The organism is Pseudomonas sp. J452 (assembly GCF_024666525.1).
Lineage (GTDB): Bacteria > Pseudomonadota > Gammaproteobacteria > Pseudomonadales > Pseudomonadaceae > Aquipseudomonas.
The window spans coordinates 4,178,880-4,195,809 of the sequence record NZ_CP088294.1; the positions used below are offsets into that span (position 1 = coordinate 4,178,880).

At 64.2% G+C, this 16,930-nt stretch carries 13 protein-coding genes; 5 read left to right on the top strand and 8 right to left on the bottom strand.

Translation table 11 applies throughout. From position 1 onward, the window contains the following. Nucleotides 1-165 precede the first annotated feature (165 nt). The 4 genes from LRS11_RS18940 to LRS11_RS18955 all read right to left on the bottom strand — a co-directional run bounded on the left by LRS11_RS18940 (nucleotide 166) and on the right by LRS11_RS18955 (nucleotide 4,868). Nucleotides 166-1,347 carry a CaiB/BaiF CoA transferase family protein gene (locus LRS11_RS18940; protein WP_260494397.1) on the bottom strand — a complete coding sequence of 394 codons (1,182 nt, stop codon included), beginning with the start codon at nucleotides 1,345-1,347 and terminating at the stop codon, nucleotides 166-168. After that, nucleotides 1,347-2,987, bottom strand: coding sequence for an AMP-binding protein (locus LRS11_RS18945; RefSeq protein ID WP_260494398.1), 1,641 nt, complete (start codon nucleotides 2,985-2,987; stop codon nucleotides 1,347-1,349). Before LRS11_RS18945 ends, LRS11_RS18940 begins: the two co-directional genes overlap by 1 nt. A gap of 36 nt (nucleotides 2,988-3,023) precedes the next feature. Next, on the bottom strand, nucleotides 3,024-3,842 hold the full coding sequence (locus tag LRS11_RS18950) for an amidohydrolase family protein (protein WP_260494399.1): 819 nt from the start codon (nucleotides 3,840-3,842) through the stop codon (nucleotides 3,024-3,026). A gap of 108 nt (nucleotides 3,843-3,950) precedes the next feature. After that, nucleotides 3,951-4,868, bottom strand: coding sequence for a LysR family transcriptional regulator (locus LRS11_RS18955; RefSeq protein ID WP_260494400.1), 918 nt, complete (start codon nucleotides 4,866-4,868; stop codon nucleotides 3,951-3,953). A 107-nt stretch (nucleotides 4,869-4,975) separates the two neighbouring features. On the opposite strand from LRS11_RS18955, the gene LRS11_RS18960 reads away from it, so the two are divergent. The 3 genes from LRS11_RS18960 (at nucleotide 4,976) to LRS11_RS18970 (ending at nucleotide 8,644) form a co-directional block, all read left to right on the top strand. Next, nucleotides 4,976-6,742: an amidohydrolase gene (locus LRS11_RS18960; protein WP_260494401.1), complete on the top strand. Its 1,767-nt coding sequence runs from the start codon at nucleotides 4,976-4,978 to the stop codon at nucleotides 6,740-6,742. Nucleotides 6,743-6,835: 93 nt separating this feature from the next. Then, entirely contained in the window at nucleotides 6,836-7,582 is a 747-nt protein-coding gene (locus tag LRS11_RS18965; protein WP_260494402.1) for a TorF family putative porin, read from the top strand. 156 nt (nucleotides 7,583-7,738) lie between these two features. Continuing rightward, the gene (locus LRS11_RS18970) at nucleotides 7,739-8,644 is read left to right on the top strand and encodes a DMT family transporter (protein WP_260494403.1); all 906 of its coding nucleotides are present in this window, start codon (nucleotides 7,739-7,741) and stop codon (nucleotides 8,642-8,644) included. 190 nt (nucleotides 8,645-8,834) lie between these two features. Here the strand turns inward: LRS11_RS18970 and cysK are convergent, their stop codons facing one another. Further along, nucleotides 8,835-9,809 carry a cysteine synthase A gene (cysK, locus tag LRS11_RS18975; protein ID WP_260494404.1) on the bottom strand — a complete coding sequence of 325 codons (975 nt, stop codon included), beginning with the start codon at nucleotides 9,807-9,809 and terminating at the stop codon, nucleotides 8,835-8,837. Nucleotides 9,810-10,032: 223 nt separating this feature from the next. Between cysK and LRS11_RS18980 the strand changes: the two genes are divergently transcribed. After that, entirely contained in the window at nucleotides 10,033-10,878 is an 846-nt protein-coding gene (locus tag LRS11_RS18980) for a MoxR family ATPase (RefSeq protein ID WP_260494405.1), read from the top strand. A 140-nt stretch (nucleotides 10,879-11,018) separates the two neighbouring features. Next, complete coding sequence (locus LRS11_RS18985) at nucleotides 11,019-12,197, top strand: vWA domain-containing protein (RefSeq protein WP_260494406.1); 1,179 nt, start codon at nucleotides 11,019-11,021, stop codon at nucleotides 12,195-12,197. 125 nt (nucleotides 12,198-12,322) lie between these two features. Here the strand turns inward: LRS11_RS18985 and LRS11_RS18990 are convergent, their stop codons facing one another. The 3 genes from LRS11_RS18990 to LRS11_RS19000 all read right to left on the bottom strand — a co-directional run bounded on the left by LRS11_RS18990 (nucleotide 12,323) and on the right by LRS11_RS19000 (nucleotide 16,850). After that, nucleotides 12,323-13,231 (bottom strand): DUF2950 domain-containing protein, encoded by a 909-nt coding sequence (locus tag LRS11_RS18990; protein ID WP_260494407.1) that lies wholly within the window; start codon nucleotides 13,229-13,231, stop codon nucleotides 12,323-12,325. Between the two features lie 13 nt (nucleotides 13,232-13,244). Further along, nucleotides 13,245-14,765 carry a DUF3300 domain-containing protein gene (locus tag LRS11_RS18995; RefSeq protein WP_260494408.1) on the bottom strand — a complete coding sequence of 507 codons (1,521 nt, stop codon included), beginning with the start codon at nucleotides 14,763-14,765 and terminating at the stop codon, nucleotides 13,245-13,247. 261 nt (nucleotides 14,766-15,026) lie between these two features. Next, a complete protein-coding gene (locus LRS11_RS19000) occupies nucleotides 15,027-16,850 on the bottom strand; it encodes a toxin-antitoxin system YwqK family antitoxin (RefSeq protein ID WP_260494409.1) in 1,824 nt (607 codons plus the stop codon). Between the last annotated feature and the right edge of the window lie 80 nt (nucleotides 16,851-16,930).

Here is a 16,930-nt window from a genome sequence, read left to right on the forward strand (position 1 = left end):
ACTTCGGCACCCCGTACTCAGCTAGATAGGGACAGGCCGAAAAATTTCAAGAGCACCCGCTACCGGCTACCCGGCTCTCGTGGGCAGGCCGTAGCCCGGATGCAATCCGGGAATTACTGCGGCCTGTTCACCCGGATTACATCCGGGCTACCCGAGCGCCATGAATCAACCCAGCAGCTTGCTGGCCTTCAACTCGGCGATCTGCGCCTCGCTGTAACCGATCTCGCGCAGCACCTCGGCGCTGTGCGCGCCCACCGCCGTGCCGGTATGCCGCGGCGGCTCCAGACCTGCGGAGAACTTGATCGGGCAGGCCAGCTGCGCCTGCGCCGGCTTGCCCGCGCGCGGCACGGCGGTGACCAGGCCACGCGCCTGCAGCTGCGGGTGTTCGACCGCCTCGGACAGGTTGAGCACCGGTTCGACGCAGGCATCCACCGCGGCAAAGCGCTGCTGCCACTCGGCCAGATCGTGCTTCTCGATCTCGATCTCGATCTCGCGCTTGAGCGCCTTCTGCTCCTCCGGTTTGGGCGACAGACCGCGCCCAGCCAGCTCCGGACGCCCGATAACCGCGCAGAACTGCTGCATGAACTGCGGTTCCAGGCTGCCCACCGACAGCCAGCGGCCATCGCGGGTGCGGTAGTAGTCGTAGAAGCTGCCGCCATTCAGCGCCTGGTTCTCCATCGCCGGCTCCACCCCGGCGCCGAGGTAGCCGGCGCCGGCCATGGCATGCAGGCTGAAGGCGCAGTCGGTCATGCTGATGTCCACGTGCTGGCCCTGCCCCGTGCTTTGCCGGGCAATCACCGCGGCGAGCAGGCCGATCACCCCATGCAGCGAGCCACCGGCGACATCCGCCACCTGCACCCCCAGCGGCAGCGGTCCCGTGTCGCGGCGCCCGGTGTAGCTGGCCAGGCCGCTCAGGGCCAGGTAGTTGAGGTCATGGCCGGCGCGGTCCTTGTACGGCCCGGTCTGGCCGTAGCCGGTGATGGACACATAGATCAGCCGCGGATTAATCGCCTTCAGCGCCTCGTAGCCGAGGCCGAGTTTTTCCATCACCCCGGGGCGGAACTGCTCCAGCACGATGTCGTACTCGGCCACCAGCTTGTGCACCACCGCCAGCGCCGCAGGATTTTTCAGGTCGAGGGCCAGCGAGCGCTTGTTGCGGTTGAGGTAGGCGTGGCTGGTGCTGCTATCGCCATCGAACGGCGGCAGCACACGCACCAGGTCAACCCGCGTCGGCGACTCGATGCGCAGCACCTCGGCGCCCATGTCAGCCAGCAGCAGCGAGGCGAACGGCCCCGGCAGCAGGGTGGAGAAATCGAGAACCTTCAGCGCAGCCAGCGGGCCCTTCATCAGCAATTTTCCCAATACAGTGGTGGTTTGCCCGGCAAGCTGCTGACCAGCGCGGCGTAGCGCGCCTCCAGCACATTGCGGCGGATTTTCATGGTCGGGGTCATGCAATCGTTGTCCACGGTCCAGGCCTCGCTGACCAGCACCAGATGGCTGAGCCGCTCATGGGGCTGCAACGCGGCGTTGAGCTGGCTCAGAGTCGCCTGCAGAGCGGCGCTGACCTGCTCGCGCGGCTGCTGGCGCGCCGCCGGCGACAGCTCGATCAGGGCCAGCGGCTGGTCGAGGTTGCTGCCCATCAGGCAGACCTGCTCGACCCAGGTGTTCTTGGCGATCTCGCCCTCGATCGGCGCCGGCGCCACGTACTTGCCCTTGCTGGTCTTGAAGATGTCCTTGACCCGCCCGGTGATGCGCAGGTAGCCGTCGCCATCCACCTCGCCCTTGTCGCCGGTGTGCAGCCAACCACCCTCCAGGGCCTTGGCGCTGAGTTCGGGCTCGCGGTAATAGCCCTGCATCAGGGTCGGCCCACGGAACAGCACTTCGCCGTTATCGGCGATACGCAGCTCCAGGTTCGGCATCGGCCGGCCGACGCTGCCGAAGCGCACCTGCCCGGGACGATTGAAGGTGCCATAGGCGAAGTTCTCGGTCATGCCGTAGCCCTCGCAGATCACCAGGCCCAGGCGCCGGTACCAGTCGAGCAGCCCCGGCGAGATCGCCGCCGCGCCGGAGACCAGGATGCGTGCGCGATCCAGGCCCAGGCCGCGCTTGATCTTGCGCGCCAGCAGACCGCCAAGCAGCGGAATGCGCAGCAGCAGATCGAGCTTGCGTTGCGCCAGGCGCTCCAGCACGCCTTGCTGGAAACGCGTCCACAGGCGCGGCACGGAGAAGAATACGGTCGGGCGGATATAGCGCAGGTCGCTGGCGAAGCTGTCCAGCGACTCGACGAAAGCCACTTGGGCGCCGCTGTACAGGCTGTTCATCTCCACCAGAAAGCGCTCCGCGGCGTGCGACAGCGGCAGGAAGGAAAAGAACTGGTCGCGCTCATCGATGCGCAGCTCGGCACAGGAGCTGGCGGCGGCACAAGCCATGGCCTGCGCCGAGAGCATCACACCCTTGGGCTGGCCGGTGGTGCCGGAGGTGTAGAGGATGCTCAGCAACTCGTCGGCCTGCTGCACAGGCGCCGCCTGCAACGGTGCATGGGCCTGCAACTCGTGCCACTGGTAGTCCGCACGCAGGGTTGGATAGGGCATGGCCAGACGCAGCACCTGCGGCCCGATGCCGCTCTCCAGCTTGTCCGGCTCGTCCAGCTTGCCGAGGATGATCGCCTTGCAGGCCGCATGCTCCAGCACATAGGCGATGCTCTCGGCAGACTGCAGCGGATACAGCGGCACGCTGACCAGCCCGGCCAGCTGAATGGCCAGGTCGCTGATAAACCACTCGGCGCAGTTCTTTGCCAGCAACGCCACCCGCTCACCCGGCGCGCAGCCCAGCGCCTGCAAGGCAGCCGCCAAACGCCGGGCCTGGTCGTCGACCTGGCGCCAGGTGAAATCGTGCCAGACCCCGGCAACCGGCTGGCGCAGCCAGATCCTGTCGGGACACTGGGCAACCCAGTACTGGAAACGTTGCAGCGGCAGTTGTTCGGTCATGCGGGGCTCTCTTGTTATTGTTTTGGGAGCAATTCTTTACAGCTTGAAGACGCGTCGGGCGTTACCGCTAAGGAACTTGGCCTCGACCTCCGGGCTCAGCCCCAGCTCCTTGACCTGGGCCATGCAGCGGCTCAGCGACAATTGCGGGAAGTTGCTGCCGAACAGCACCTTGTCCGCCCCGTAGCTCTGCATGAACTGCAGCAGCTGCGCCGGGTAGTAGCGCGGCAGGTAGGCCGAGGTATCGATATAGACGTTGTCGTGCTTCCAGGCCACGCCGATCATCTCGTCGGTCCAGGGATGGCCGATATGCCCGGCGACGATGCGCAGCTCGGGGAAATCCAGCGCCACTTCATCCAGGTAAGGCACCGGGCGCCCGGTTTCCGAAGGCATCAGCGGGCCGGTATGGCCAACCTGGGTGCAGAACGGGATATCCAGCTCGATGCACTTCACATAGAGCGGATAGTACAGACGATGGTTGGGTGGCAGTTGCCACAACCAGGGCACGATGCGCAGGGCCTTGCAGCCCAACTCCAGCACCGCCCGCTCCAGCTCGCGCACGGCGGCCACGGGCTTGCGCAGATCCACCGTGGCCACGCCGACGAAACGCTCGGGAAAGGCGCGGGTGAACTCGGCAATCTCGTCGTTGCTGAACACCCAGCCTTCGGGGCGGCACCAGGCGGCCAGCAGCAATTTGTCGACGCCCGCCTCGTCCATCTGTGCCACCGTTTCTGCGGGGCTCAGCGCCTGGTCGAGCAAATGCCCGGAGCCGGACTTCTCGAACAGCCGCGCCACTTCCGGCATGCGCTGGCGCAACAGGCCGTTGGCCGGCTGGGCCCAGGCATCAATGGCAAACATCGGCAAACTCCTCTGGCGAATGCGGTATCTGCCAAAGGTTAGGTGGCCAGCCCGGCCGCCTCAATGACCCCAGCGCTCGGCGGCATTGACCCAATCGCCCAGAGCGCCTCAGGCGATGCCGCGCGAGCCGAGAAACGCCTGCAGGTAATCGATAAAGGCCACCACCTTGCCGGTAGCCCGGCGGTGGCTCGGGTAGACCGCGAGAATCTGCGGACCGAAGGCATCCGGGTCGATTTCATAGTCTTCCATCAACCGCACCAGACGGCCATCGGCCAGGTAAGGCGCAGCGCTCCACAGCGGCGTGTGCAGCACACCACAACCGGCCAGGGCAGCGGCCAGCAGCAGGTCGTAGTTGTCGCTTTCCAGGCGTGCCTGGCGCGGCTGCGGCATACCGATGCGCTGGCCATCGCGCTCCACCCACCAGACACCACGCCCCAGCGCCGGGTGCTGGTACATCAACCAGTCATGTTCCTCGATACTGTCCGGCGTCAGCGGTTGCGGCTGACGCGCCAGGTACGCCGGGCTGGCGCAAATAGCGATACGGTTCTGCCCGACCACTCGGGCGATCAGCCCCGGCAGGTCGCTGCGGCCCTCGCGCAGGGCCAGGTCGTAGCCGCTTTCCACCAGATCGACGAAGGCATCGCACAGATCCACCTGCAGCCTGATTTGCGGGTACTGGGCGAGAAAGCCGGCACACACCTGATCGAGAAAAGCCCGGCCAAAGGCTAGCGGCGCGGTGATGCGCAGGTTGCCGTGCAGGCCGTGCTGCAGCTGGCCGATTTCCTCGCCCACCTCATGCAGACGCTGCAGCACCTGGCGCGCGGTTTCCAGGTAGAGCTTGCCCGCCTCGGTCAGCACCGTACGCCGGGTGCTGCGCTCGAACAGGCGCGCGCCGAGCTCGGCCTCCAGGTGGCTGACCGCTTTGGTCAGCGCCGAGGGCGTCTTGCCCAGCTGCTCGGCCGCGCGGCTGAAACTGCCGTGCTCGGCCGTGGCGACAAACATGTTCAGAGCACCGAGCTTGTCCATCAGACTCTTTCCAATCTGGCAAAAGGGTTTTGCACGATAGAGCCGTTCTGGCCCCTGGCAGCAATCGCTAGTCTCCGCTGCAACTCAATAAAAACAAGGGGGTTATCGTGAAAAGGTTCGTTCCGAGCTTGCTGGCCAGCGCTGTGGCTTTTTCCTCACTGGAAGCCATGGCGGCCGCCGACCTGGTGCTGTTCAACGCCAAGGTATTCACCGCCGAAGCCGGCCAGCCACGCGCCCAGGCGATTGCCGTGGAAGACGGCAAGATCCTCCAGGTCGGCTCCGACAGCGCCATCCTGGCCCTGGCCGATGCCGATACCCAGCGCGTCGACCTGGCCGGCAAGGTACTGATGCCCGGCATGATCGACACCCACAGCCACCCGGTGATGGGCGCCCTGGACAGCCTGCGCGCCAACCTCTACGACGAGGTCAAACCGCTGGCCGAGCTGGAGCAGTGGATCATCGAGCAGGACCAGGCCGGCACGGCACGCCTGGAAGACATCGTGGTGATCTCCGGGGTCAGCTCGGCCTACTGGCAGCACAGCCGTGAAATGGCCAAACGCTTCAACCAGGGCCGCTGGGCCAACCAGCCGCTGGTGCTGAGTGGCATCGACGGGCATACCGGCTGGGCCAACCAGGCCATGCTGCAGCGGGTCGGCATCGACGCCAAGCTGGTCAAGGGCCTGGACGCCAAAGAAGCCAGCTACATCGAGCATGAAAGCGACCTGACCCCCACCGGCTTCCTCAGCGAAACCGGCTGGGACCGGGTGCGCGGCCAGCTGCCCAAGCCCTCGGCGGAACTCATGCTGAAAGCCGCGCGCGAAGCCGTGCGGGTCAACCTGCAGGTGGGCGTGACCGCCTGGATGGATGCCGCGGCCAATGGCGGCGGCGAGCAGTCGCTGTTCGAAATGCGCCCTACCGCCCAGGACCTCGGCGTGCTGCCGCTGTACCGCCAGCTGGCCGAGAAAGGTGAGCTGAACGTGCACGTCGCCGCCCTGCTGCTCGCCCATCCGCAGAGCAAGCCGGACGACCTCAAGGTGCAGGCCGACGTCATGCAGCAGTTCGCTGGCGTGCCGAACCTGACCTTCCCTGGAATCAAGGTTTTCGCCGATGGCGTGCTCGAATTTCCAGGGCAGACCGCCGCGGTAATCGACCCGTACAACAACAGCCACCAGCAGGGTCAGCTACTGATCGACCCACATGGCTTCGGCAAGCTGATCGCCGCCACCGAGCAGCGCGGCTGGATCACCCATATCCATGCGGTCGGCGACCGCGCCGTGCGCGAGTCGCTAAATGCCGTGCAGTACGCCCGCTCGCTCAAGCCCGCGCCGGTGCCGCACAGCATCAGCCACCTGCAACTGGTCAACCCCAAGGAGTTCCCGCGCTTCAAGGAGCTCGGCGTGATCGCCTCCATGCAGCTGCTGTGGGCCACCGCGGAAAGCTACACCGAGGAGCTGGTCAAGCCGTATGTGAGCGCCTTCACCTACCGCTACCAGTACCCAGCCCGTTCGCTGCACAAGGCCGGCGCCACCATCGCCGGCGCCAGCGACTGGCCGGTGTCCAGCCCCAACCCGTGGAACGCCATCGCCCAGGCCAGCACCCGCAAGGGCCCGCTCGGCGTGCTCAACAGCGCCGAGAGTATCGACCGCGAAACCATGTTCCTGGCCTACACCATCAACGCCGCCAAGGCCCTGCGCCTGGAGCAGCAGATCGGCTCGCTGGCCCCCGGCAAGCAGGCCGACCTGATCGTCCTCGACCGCGACGTGTTCAAGGTCAGCGACGCCGAGCTGTTTGACACCCAGGTAGTGCAGACCTGGTTCGCCGGCAAGTCGGTGTACCAGGCACCCGCCAGTGCCGAAGTCGCCAAAGCTCAATAACAACAACCCTACCGCCCTGCCCTGCGCCTGAGCGCAGCGGCAGGCTGCGGTCTTGCATCAGCTGCCGAACAACAACCACAACAGGGCTCCTCCATGCACGCACGCAAAACCCTCACTCTGGCCATCGCCGCCCTGACCTGCAGCCTGCAGGCCGGCGCCATCGAACTGAACGAGCAGCTGTCGCTGATCGTCACTCCGGCCGTTTTCAGCGACTACCGTTCCAGCGGTATCTCGCAGACCCTCGGCGACCCGGCCGCCCAGCTCGACATCATGCTCAGCCATGCCAGCGGCCTGTATGCCGGGGTGTGGACCAGCAATGTCGAGTACGGCTACGACTGGGAGAACGACGATGACTACGGCACCCGCCAGGAAATCGACTATTACGCCGGTTACTACTGGCAGATCAGCGACGCCATCAGCCTGGACGGTTACTACAACAAGTACACCTACCCGGGTGAAAGCCAGTTCAACGGCGCCGATCTCTACCTGACCCTGGACGCCTACGGCTTCTTCATCGGTGGCAAGCACTCCTTCGACACCGAGGAGAGTTACTTCAACACCTATGTCGGCTACCGCACCCTGCTACCGCTGGAGATCGGCTTGGAGCTGCGCTACGAGAATGTCGACCAGAAAGACGATGTGTTCTTCAACGCCGACTACAGCAAGGCCGAGCAGGACTACAACAACTGGGAGATCAAGCTGACCCGAGACCTGTTCGGCGCCACCTGGGGCCTGAGCTATGTCGACACCGATCTTTCGGATGCCCAGTGCGCCAGCTTCAGCGGCTACGACGACCTCTGCTCCGCCGGGGCGGTGGCCAGCGTCAGCAAGGCGTTCTAGCAGGCTGTAGGGCGGGTGCCACCCGCGCAACCGGGCATCGCGGGTTGCACCCGCCCTACGCAGTAGCAACTGTATGGCTAATTTGAAAGTCAGCTGCGCATTGCACCAGACGGTGGCTGGCGTACCCTGAGCGGCTCTGCCCAAGCGTGCCGCCCGATGAAACCCGCCGACCTGTTCCGCCTCATGCTGCTCGCCGCCATCTGGGGCGCCAGCTTTCTGTTTATGCGCGTAGCCGTGCCGGTACTCGGCAGCATGCCCACCGCCTTCTTCCGCGCCTCTCTCGGCGCCATTGGCCTGCTGGTGTTCCTGCTGCTGGCACGTCCAGCCTGGGCATTTAGCGGCAAGTTCAAGACCTGTCTGGTGCTTGGGGTGATCAACGCCGGCTTGCCCTCGGCCATGTACTGCCTGGCCGCGCAGATCCTGCCGGCCGGTTACTCGGCGATCTTCAATGCCACCACGCCGCTGATGGGCGTGCTGATCGGCGCGCTGTTCTTCAGCGAAGCCATGACCCCGAGCAAGGCGGCTGGCGTGGCCCTCGGCCTGTTCGGCGTGGCGGTGCTGACCCGTACCGGCCCGGTAGCCTTCGACCTGGAGCTGCTGCTCGGCGCCGGCGCCTGCCTGGTGGCGACCACCTGCTATGGCTTCGCCGGCTTTCTCACACGCAAATGGATCGGCCAGCAGGGCGGCCTGGACAATCGCCTGACCGCCTTCGCCAGCCTGTGCGGTGCCAGCCTGTTCCTCCTGCCGCTGTTCGCCGGCAGCCTGGTGCTGCAGCCACCGGCCAGCTGGGGCGGTATCGAGGTGTGGCTGTCGCTGGCGGCGCTGGGTCTGGTCTGCACTGCCTTTGCCTACGTTCTGTACTTCCGCCTGCTCAGCGATATCGGCCCGATCAAGGCCAGCACCACCACCTTCCTGATCCCACCCTTTGGTGTGCTGTGGGGCGCCCTGTTGCTGGACGAGCCGCTAAGCTGGGCCTACCTGCCCGGTTGCCTGCTGATCGGCGTGGCGCTGTGGCTGGTGGTGCGGCCAAGCGCACCCCGCGCGGCACCCGCCAAGGCCTGATTCCCTCTCACGCCAGGAGAGGGTTAGGGTGAGGGGCTTGCGGGCAGTTTCGGTGTTACCTGGAGCCCTCTCCCAGCAAGGAGAGAGGTACAAAAAAGCCGCCAGAAGGCGGCTTTCGTACATCCGTAGCCCGGACTTCAGTCCGGGGGCATCTCCCCGGACTGAAGTCCGGGCTACGGCTAAAACCCTTCTATTGCTGCAATTCCTGCTCGGTGAATAGATCACTGAACAGCATGCTCGACAGGTAGCGCTCGCCGGAGTCCGGCAGGATCACCACGATGGTCTTGCCCTGCATCTCCGCGCGCTCGGCCAGGCGCACCGCCGCCGCCATTGCCGCGCCGCAGGAAATGCCGCAGAGGATGCCCTCCTCCTGCATCAGGCGCAGGGCCATGGCCTTGGACTCCTCGTCCGTGACCCGCTCGACCCGATCGACAATCGACAGGTCGAGGTTGTTCGGCACGAAACCGGCGCCGATGCCCTGGATCTTGTGCGGACTGGGCTTGATCTCCTCACCAGCCATGGCCTGAGTAATCACCGGCGAAGCGATCGGCTCAACCGCCACTGTGAGGATCGGTTTGTGCCGGCTGTGCTTGATGTAGCGCGATACACCGGTGATGGTGCCGCCGGTGCCGACGCCGGCCACCAGCACGTCGATGGCGCCATCGGTGTCGTTCCAGATTTCCGGACCGGTGGTCTTCTCGTGAATCGCCGGGTTGGCCGGGTTGTCGAACTGCCCAGGCTGGAAGTACTTGTTCGGGTCGGAGCTGGCGATCTCGTTGGCCTTCTCGATGGCGCCCTTCATGCCCTTGGCCGGCTCGGTCAGCACCAGCTCGGCGCCCAGGGCCTTGAGCACCTTGCGCCGTTCCAGGCTCATGGAAGCAGGCATGGTCAGCAGCAGCTTGTAGCCGCGTGCGGCGGCGACGAAGGCCAGGCCAATGCCGGTGTTGCCGGAGGTCGGCTCGACGATGGTCATCCCCGGCTTGAGCACGCCGCGCGCCTCGGCGTCCCAGATCATGCTGGCGCCGATCCGGCATTTGACCGAATAGCCCGGGTTTCGCCCCTCGATTTTCGCCAGAATGGTCACGCCCTTGGGGCCGAGGCGATTGATCTGGATCAGCGGCGTGTTGCCGATGGACTGGGCGTTGTCGGCGTAGATGCGGCTCATGGCAGGATCCTTGTGCAGGCTGAGGCAGGACTCTCAAGCCTATGCCGCCAGCTTGAGCACGTCCAGCCATGCAAACGTGGCCGCAGATCGGGTGACCCGCCATTCAGTGACTGAATGGCGCGTCTGCGTTCACAGCCTGCCAGGCAGCGCGGTATAGTCGGTTTTTGCGTTTCTACAGCGCCGGACAAGCAGTTCCGGGGCGTTACCGTTCGAGGATTACACGATGAAGTTCGAAGGCACTCAGTCCTACGTCGCCACCGACGACCTCAAGCTGGCGGTCAACGCCGCCATCACCCTGCAGCGTCCGCTGCTGGTCAAGGGCGAGCCGGGCACCGGCAAGACCATGCTGGCCGAGCAGCTGGCCGAGTCCTTCGGCGCCAAGCTGATCACCTGGCACATCAAGTCCACCACCAAGGCCCACCAGGGCCTGTACGAGTACGACGCGGTCAGCCGCCTGCGCGACTCGCAGCTGGACTCGGACAAGGTTCACGATGTGCGCAACTACATCAAGAAGGGCAAGCTGTGGGAGGCCTTCGAGGCCGAGGAGCGGGTGATCCTGCTGATCGACGAGATCGACAAGGCCGACATCGAGTTCCCCAACGACCTGCTGCAAGAACTCGACAAGATGGAGTTCTACGTTTACGAGACCAACGAGACGATCAAGGCCAAGCAGCGCCCGATCATCATCATCACCTCGAACAACGAGAAGGAACTGCCGGACGCCTTCCTGCGCCGCTGCTTCTTCCACTACATCGCCTTCCCCGATCGCAACACCCTGCAGAAGATCGTCGACGTGCACTACCCGAAGATCAGCGGTGAGCTGGTGGCCGAGGCGCTCGACGTATTCTTCGACGTGCGCAAGGTGCCGGGCCTGAAGAAGAAGCCGTCCACCAGCGAGCTGGTCGACTGGCTCAAGCTGCTGATGGCCGACAATATCGGCGAAGCGGTGCTGCGCGAACGCGATCCGACCAAGGCCATCCCGCCGCTGGCCGGCGCCCTGGTGAAGAACGAGCAGGATGTGCAGCTGCTCGAGCGCCTGGCGTTCATGAGCCGCCGCGCTTCGCGCTGATTGCCTCCCCTCTCCCATTCATGGGAGAGGGGCCGGGGGAGAGGGAACGTAGGCGACGCCGAGTTGCCCGTTCACCCTCTCCCTAGCCCTCTCCCTCAAGGGAGAGGGAATTGTCCGTACATGCCTAGAGGTCCGCAGCCATGCTGCTCAACCTGTTCAATGAAATGCGCGCAGCCAAGGTGCCGGTCTCGGTACGCGAGCTGCTCGACCTGATCAACGCGTTGAAACACAACGTGGTGTTCGCCGACATGGACGAGTTCTACTTCCTGTCGCGCACCATCCTGGTCAAGGACGAACGGCATTTCGACAAGTTCGACCGGGCCTTCGGCGCCTACTTCAAGGGCCTGGAGAACCTCAACCAGCACATCGAGGCACTGATCCCCGATGAATGGTTGCGCAAGGAATTCGAGAAGCACCTGACCGACGAGGAGAAGGCGCAGATCCAGACTCTCGGCGGCCTGGACAAGCTGATCGAGGAGTTCAAGAAACGCCTCGAGGAGCAGAAGGAACGTCACGAAGGCGGCAACAAGTGGATCGGCACCGGCGGCACCAGCCCGTTCGGCTCCGGCGGCTACAACCCGGAAGGCATTCGTGTCGGCGACGCCGGCAAGCGCCAGGGCAAGGCCGCCAAGGTGTGGGACCAGCGCGAGTACAAGAACCTCGACGACCAGGTCGAACTGGGTACGCGCAACATCAAGGTGGCCCTGCGCCGCCTGCGCAAGTTCGCCCGCGAGGGCGCGGCGGAAGAGTTCGACCTCGGCGGCACCATCGACCACACGGCGAAAGACGGCGGCCTGCTGAATATCCAGATGCGTCCGGAGCGGCGCAACACGGTGAAGCTGCTGTTGCTGTTCGACATCGGCGGTTCGATGGATGCCCACGTCAAGGTCTGCGAGGAGCTGTTCTCGGCGTGCAAGACCGAGTTCAAGCACCTCGAGTACTTCTACTTCCACAACTGCGTGTACGAGTCGGTGTGGAAGAACAACCTGCGCCGCACCTCCGAGCGTTTCTCCACCCTCGATCTGCTGCACAAGTACGGTGCGGACTACAAGGTGATCTTCGTCGGCGATGCGGCCATGGCGCCCTACGAAATCACCCAGCCCGGCGGCAGCGTCGAGCACTGGAACGAGGAAGCCGGCTACGTGTGGATCAAGCGCTTCATGGACAAGTACAAGAAGCTCATCTGGATCAACCCCTACCCCAAAGATGCGTGGAACTACACCGCTTCCACCAACATCGTCCGCGAGCTGATCAACGACCAGATGCACCCGCTGACGCTGCGCGGTCTGGAAGAAGGCATGCGCTTCCTGACCAAGTAGAAGCGCGCCGGCCTGGGCAAATTACCCCCGCCCGGATCAACCCGTAACAGCAGAACGCCGCTGCCCCGCAAGGGACAGCGGCGTTTTTGCTAGGGTCGGTGTTTTTACTGCACCGGCAGCTTCTCTCAAGGCGTCGCCAACACCTCGTTCTCGGCCTCCGCCGCCACCTCATGCCAACTGCTGTCCGGATCGAACAGGCGCAGGGCACTCGCCAGCTTGGCGCTGTCCGGGCCCAGGTCTTTCTCGAACACCTGGCCATCGTGACTAATCATGAAGCTCATCACGCCGCTGTCGGCATAGCGGGCCGGCCAGGCGATCAAGGCGAAGCCGCGGCTCATGTTGTCGCCAAGCTGGTAGCCGTAGGCACCGCCCGGCGCCGAAGGCCCCTGGGCGTCGAGGATGCGGTAGTGATAGCCATGCCACTCGCCATCGGGCAGTTCATCGCCGAACAGCGGGCCGAGCGGGCTTTCCTCGATACCCGGTTCCTCGGCCCAGTACAGCCCGTCGTACAGGCCATCGCTGCTGATGAACTGCTGTGCGTATTCGAGCACCCCGTCGCCATCGCGATCGACCTCGGCGTAATCCATCTGCGCATCGTGGTAGGCCAGCGCCGCCTGCACGGTGGCCAATTCGTTGCGGCCGATACGACGCACGCGGACCTCTTCGCCGCCAGCCTTGGTATCGAAGGTCCAACCGGCCTTGTTCTCGAGCAACGGCAAGGGGAAGGTCCAGGGCGTATTACCGACCACCAGGGAAGCCCGCCCTGGCGCAACGGGTTCGATCGCATGTTTCTCGCGGTAGAGGGCGAGAAAGGCCTCGACGTCTTCGCGCTCGACATCATCGGTTGGGATATAGCTTTGCCAATCAGCCCCCAGCAGGGCCGCCAGGCGCTCGGCATCAGCTTTTTCGCTGCCCAGTGCGACCACCAGTGCCTCGGCGGCGGCATCCGCACTGGGATAGGCCTGTTGCGCCTGCGTGACCGGGGCCAGAACGGCCAGCAAGAGGATCGAGAACAAACGGAATCCAGCAATCATGGTGATTCTCCTGTCAGCGCCGACGGCCGCCGCCGCTGCTGCGGGACGGTGCCCTGGCGGCACGTTGCACGGTCTGCCCGCTGCTGCGTGCCGTCTGCGGCCGACTGGCGGCGGCCCGGCTGGTTTGTCCGCGACTGGCTTGGGCGCGCGACTGCGAGGGGCTGCGAGCACCGCTGAAGGCGTTGTCGCGTGCGCGCGGGGTGCTGGCGTGCTGCTGGCGCACCTGCTGGCGGGCCTGCGGATTGCTCGCTGCACGCTGCTGGCGCGCCTGGGCATCACGGTTCGCTGCCTGGGCGCGCTCGCGGGCCTGATCACGACTGACATCACGGCTCGAACCCTGGAGCCGTTCGCGGGCCTGCGGATCGCGGTCAAGCTCGCGGGTCGCCGCCTGGGCGCGGTCGCGGGCCTCGCGGTTGCTGCTGGCCGGCGCTTCAATGCCACGCTCCTGCAGGGACTGGCGCGCCCGTTCACGGTCAGCGGCTTGCGCCGTATCGCGACCACGGAACGCATCGCGCTGCGCACTCCCCTCCAGGCGCCGGTTGTATTGCTCGCGATTGGCGTTGTCGCGGTAGGGCACGCCATCTCGGTTGATCGAGTTGTGCTGCCAGTTGTTCTGGTTGGCATTGATCTGCCGGTTGGAGTTGATGTTGTTGTAGCGATCGACGTCGATATCGATGTCGTCGTTGTCCCAATCGCAGTCACCCCACAGCGAATCGATGATCGCCACCCCCGCGCCGAAGGCCAGGCCCGTAGCCAGCGCACTGCCGAAGTAGTAGCCCGGTGGTGGCGGGTAATACGCCGGCGGCGAAGACGGGTAGGCCCAGGTGCCATAGACCTCGTTGCTGTTGTAGCTGGGCACATAAACGACTTGCGGCTGGGCCGGCTCGATGATGATGGTCGGCGGGACGGCCTCCTGCTGCACTATCACGGTCGACTCGGCCGAGGCCGGAGCCGGCGCAGGGGCAGGGGCAGCGGGTTGCGTGGTCACGCGCTGCTGCTCGTTGGACTCCAGGTTGCCGGCCGCTTGTGCCTGCCGCCGCAGACGCTGCACCGAGTCCATCACTGCGTTGGGGTCGGCGAGGAAGGCATCGCCGACCCGCTGCACCCAGGCCGGATCCTGACCCAGGGTGGCCAACGCCGCCGGGAAGGCCACCAGCGACTGCACGCTCGGGTCCCAGGGCTGCTGCGCGACCGCACGTACGGCCACATCGCCGCTGCTGTCCGGGTTGGCCTTGGACCAGGCCACGGCATCGGCGACATCGCCCGGATAGGTGGCGGCCATCAACACCTGGGCCAGCAGCGCGTCCGGATACAGGGCCAGCGGCGCCAGCATCTGGTCGAGTTGCTCCGGGCTGAAGATGGCATTGGCTGCAGCAACAGGCACTGGCGCAGGGGCCGGGCTGGGAACCGCCGTCGGGGCGGCGACTGCAGGAGCGGCAGCCGGGGCCTGCGCCTGGGCTGGCGTTTCCTCGTCCGAACAGGCGGACAAGGCCACCAGGGCAAGCAGAAGGGTGTAGCGATGAGAAACACGCATGACGCTTCTCCACAGGAAGAAAGCGGGTCTAGACACCGGGCCACGATGATCTCCATCAGCGTGGCCAGATCCGCGAGTCGCGCGCCGAACGGCATGAGGGCACAGCGATCTCACTCAGCCTAGTCAATCAGCACCACTTTGCTGCTTCTGCCTGTGGTTTGTGCCGATAGACCTGCAACAGCCTGGAAGAAGGCAGGGGCGTTCTGACCCAGTAGAAACAACGGGCCCACAGGGGGCCCGTTCTGTTTCATTGACTGCGCATTACTGGAAGTAAATGGTTCTGCTCGGCACTTCCGGCGGCGGGCAGCCCTCGGGACCGGGGCTGGTCTGTTTGCCATTCTCATCGAAGGATTTACGACAGCTGCGCTGCCCGTTCTCGGTGAGCATTTCCCACTGCAATTGGCCGCTCGGGTAATAACAGCGCGAGTCACCCACCTCATCGCTGGTGATGTTGTAGTAAGCAAGGCGCTTGTTATCCACGTCCTCAAACCCGGCAGGCTCAAGCTGCTTGCTGCAGTTCAACTGGCCATTGGGGTGATACGTCTGCACCTCTAGTGCACCGTTAACCTCCTTGCGCTGCTCCTTGAGCGTGCCGTCTTCGTAGTAATAGACGCCCACTTGAGCATCGCCATTTACATAGAAGACCTTGGAGCGCACCGTCCCATCTGCCCGGTACTGCGTCCACTCGCCGCAGTGATAGCGCGTGGCATAAGTACCCTGCAGCCGCTGACAGTAATTACTGTCTGAATACATGAAACCTTCAGCGACATATTGCTGCAGTCGTCCGAATAGCTCGTTGTGACGATAATTACCGATGTTCTCTGGCAAACTAGCCGAGTAATTGCTGCGGAAAGGGCCATGCTTGAGGCCTTCGCGATAGGAAATATCCTTCCTGATGAAGCTGCCATCGTCCGCATAGGTCAGCTGGCGACCATGCAAACGATTAGCCTTGTACTCTTCTTGCAACACCAGCTTGCCGGCATCGTTGTAGCGTTTGAGCAAGCCTTCCTTCATCCCTGCTGCATAGTGTTCCTCAAGCTGTAACTGCCCCTCGCGGTTGAAAACACGCGCCGGGCCCTCCAGCAGATTGAGCTTGTAGCTGCCTTCCCAGCGCGTACCGTCCGGCATGGACTTGTGCCAGGCCCCTTCCCTGAGTCCATTCTGGTACTGCCCTTCGGCGCCTTGGACGTTCCAGAGCCCCTCCGGCCGACCTTCCACATACTCACCACGCGACCTGAAGCGGCCATCTGTCTCGGCGTGCATCCACTGGCCTACCCGCTTACCTAGACGGTACTCGCCGCGCTCATGGATCAGGCCCCGGCTGCCTGAAATCACGAACTTCACCGAATCACCATCGAGCAGCCCTTCAAGCGTCTTAGGCTCTCGCTCCCAGGCGATCTGCTGCAGTACAAAGCGATAATCCTGTTCGTCCGCTCGAACATAGCGCGCAGTCAACCAGCGACCATCGCGCTGCAGAAAAGTCTTCTTGATCAGATGCCGGTCTGACGCATTGGCCTCAAGCGCCCGCCCCTGTTTGTCGAATACCGCTACCACTTCGCCCGCGCTGTGATTCAGCTGGTCGAACGCGGCAATCTCGGTAGAGGCGTAGGTCAGCGAATAGTCGAAAGGCAGCAGCTCGTAAATTGCATTCTTGATCTCCAGCGCCGTGCGCATGCCCCGCCCCAGCGTCAGGGAGTCCAGCAGCCGTTGCGCCGCCGGCATATAGCGCAAGCTGTCGCTAGTGGGGTCCCACAGATAAGCCCGCACACGGGTTTGGCCACGCTCACTGAACATCACCAGGGTGCCGTCGTGTTTGCCCGTCAGGTCGGCATAGAACACCGCATCAATGCGGGCATTGTCGAAACTGTCCAGGTCTTTTAGCAGGCGCTCGCCGGAGTCGTACTGGACTTCATAGCGGCCAACTACCTCGCCACTCTCGCTGAAGAACGCCAGTTTGCCCTCGGCATGTGGACTGGCCTTAACCAGTGGATGGAGTAGCGTCTTGCCGCTGTAGAAGGGGCTATCGGCCTGCGCCTGAGTCGCCGCCAAAATCATGAGGGCACAGCAGATCACCAATCGTTTCACGCAACGTCATCCTTGAAGTCATAAGCAAAAACGCCAAGAGCCGTTTCCGGCCCTTGTCGTACAACCTGGGTGATTAAAAA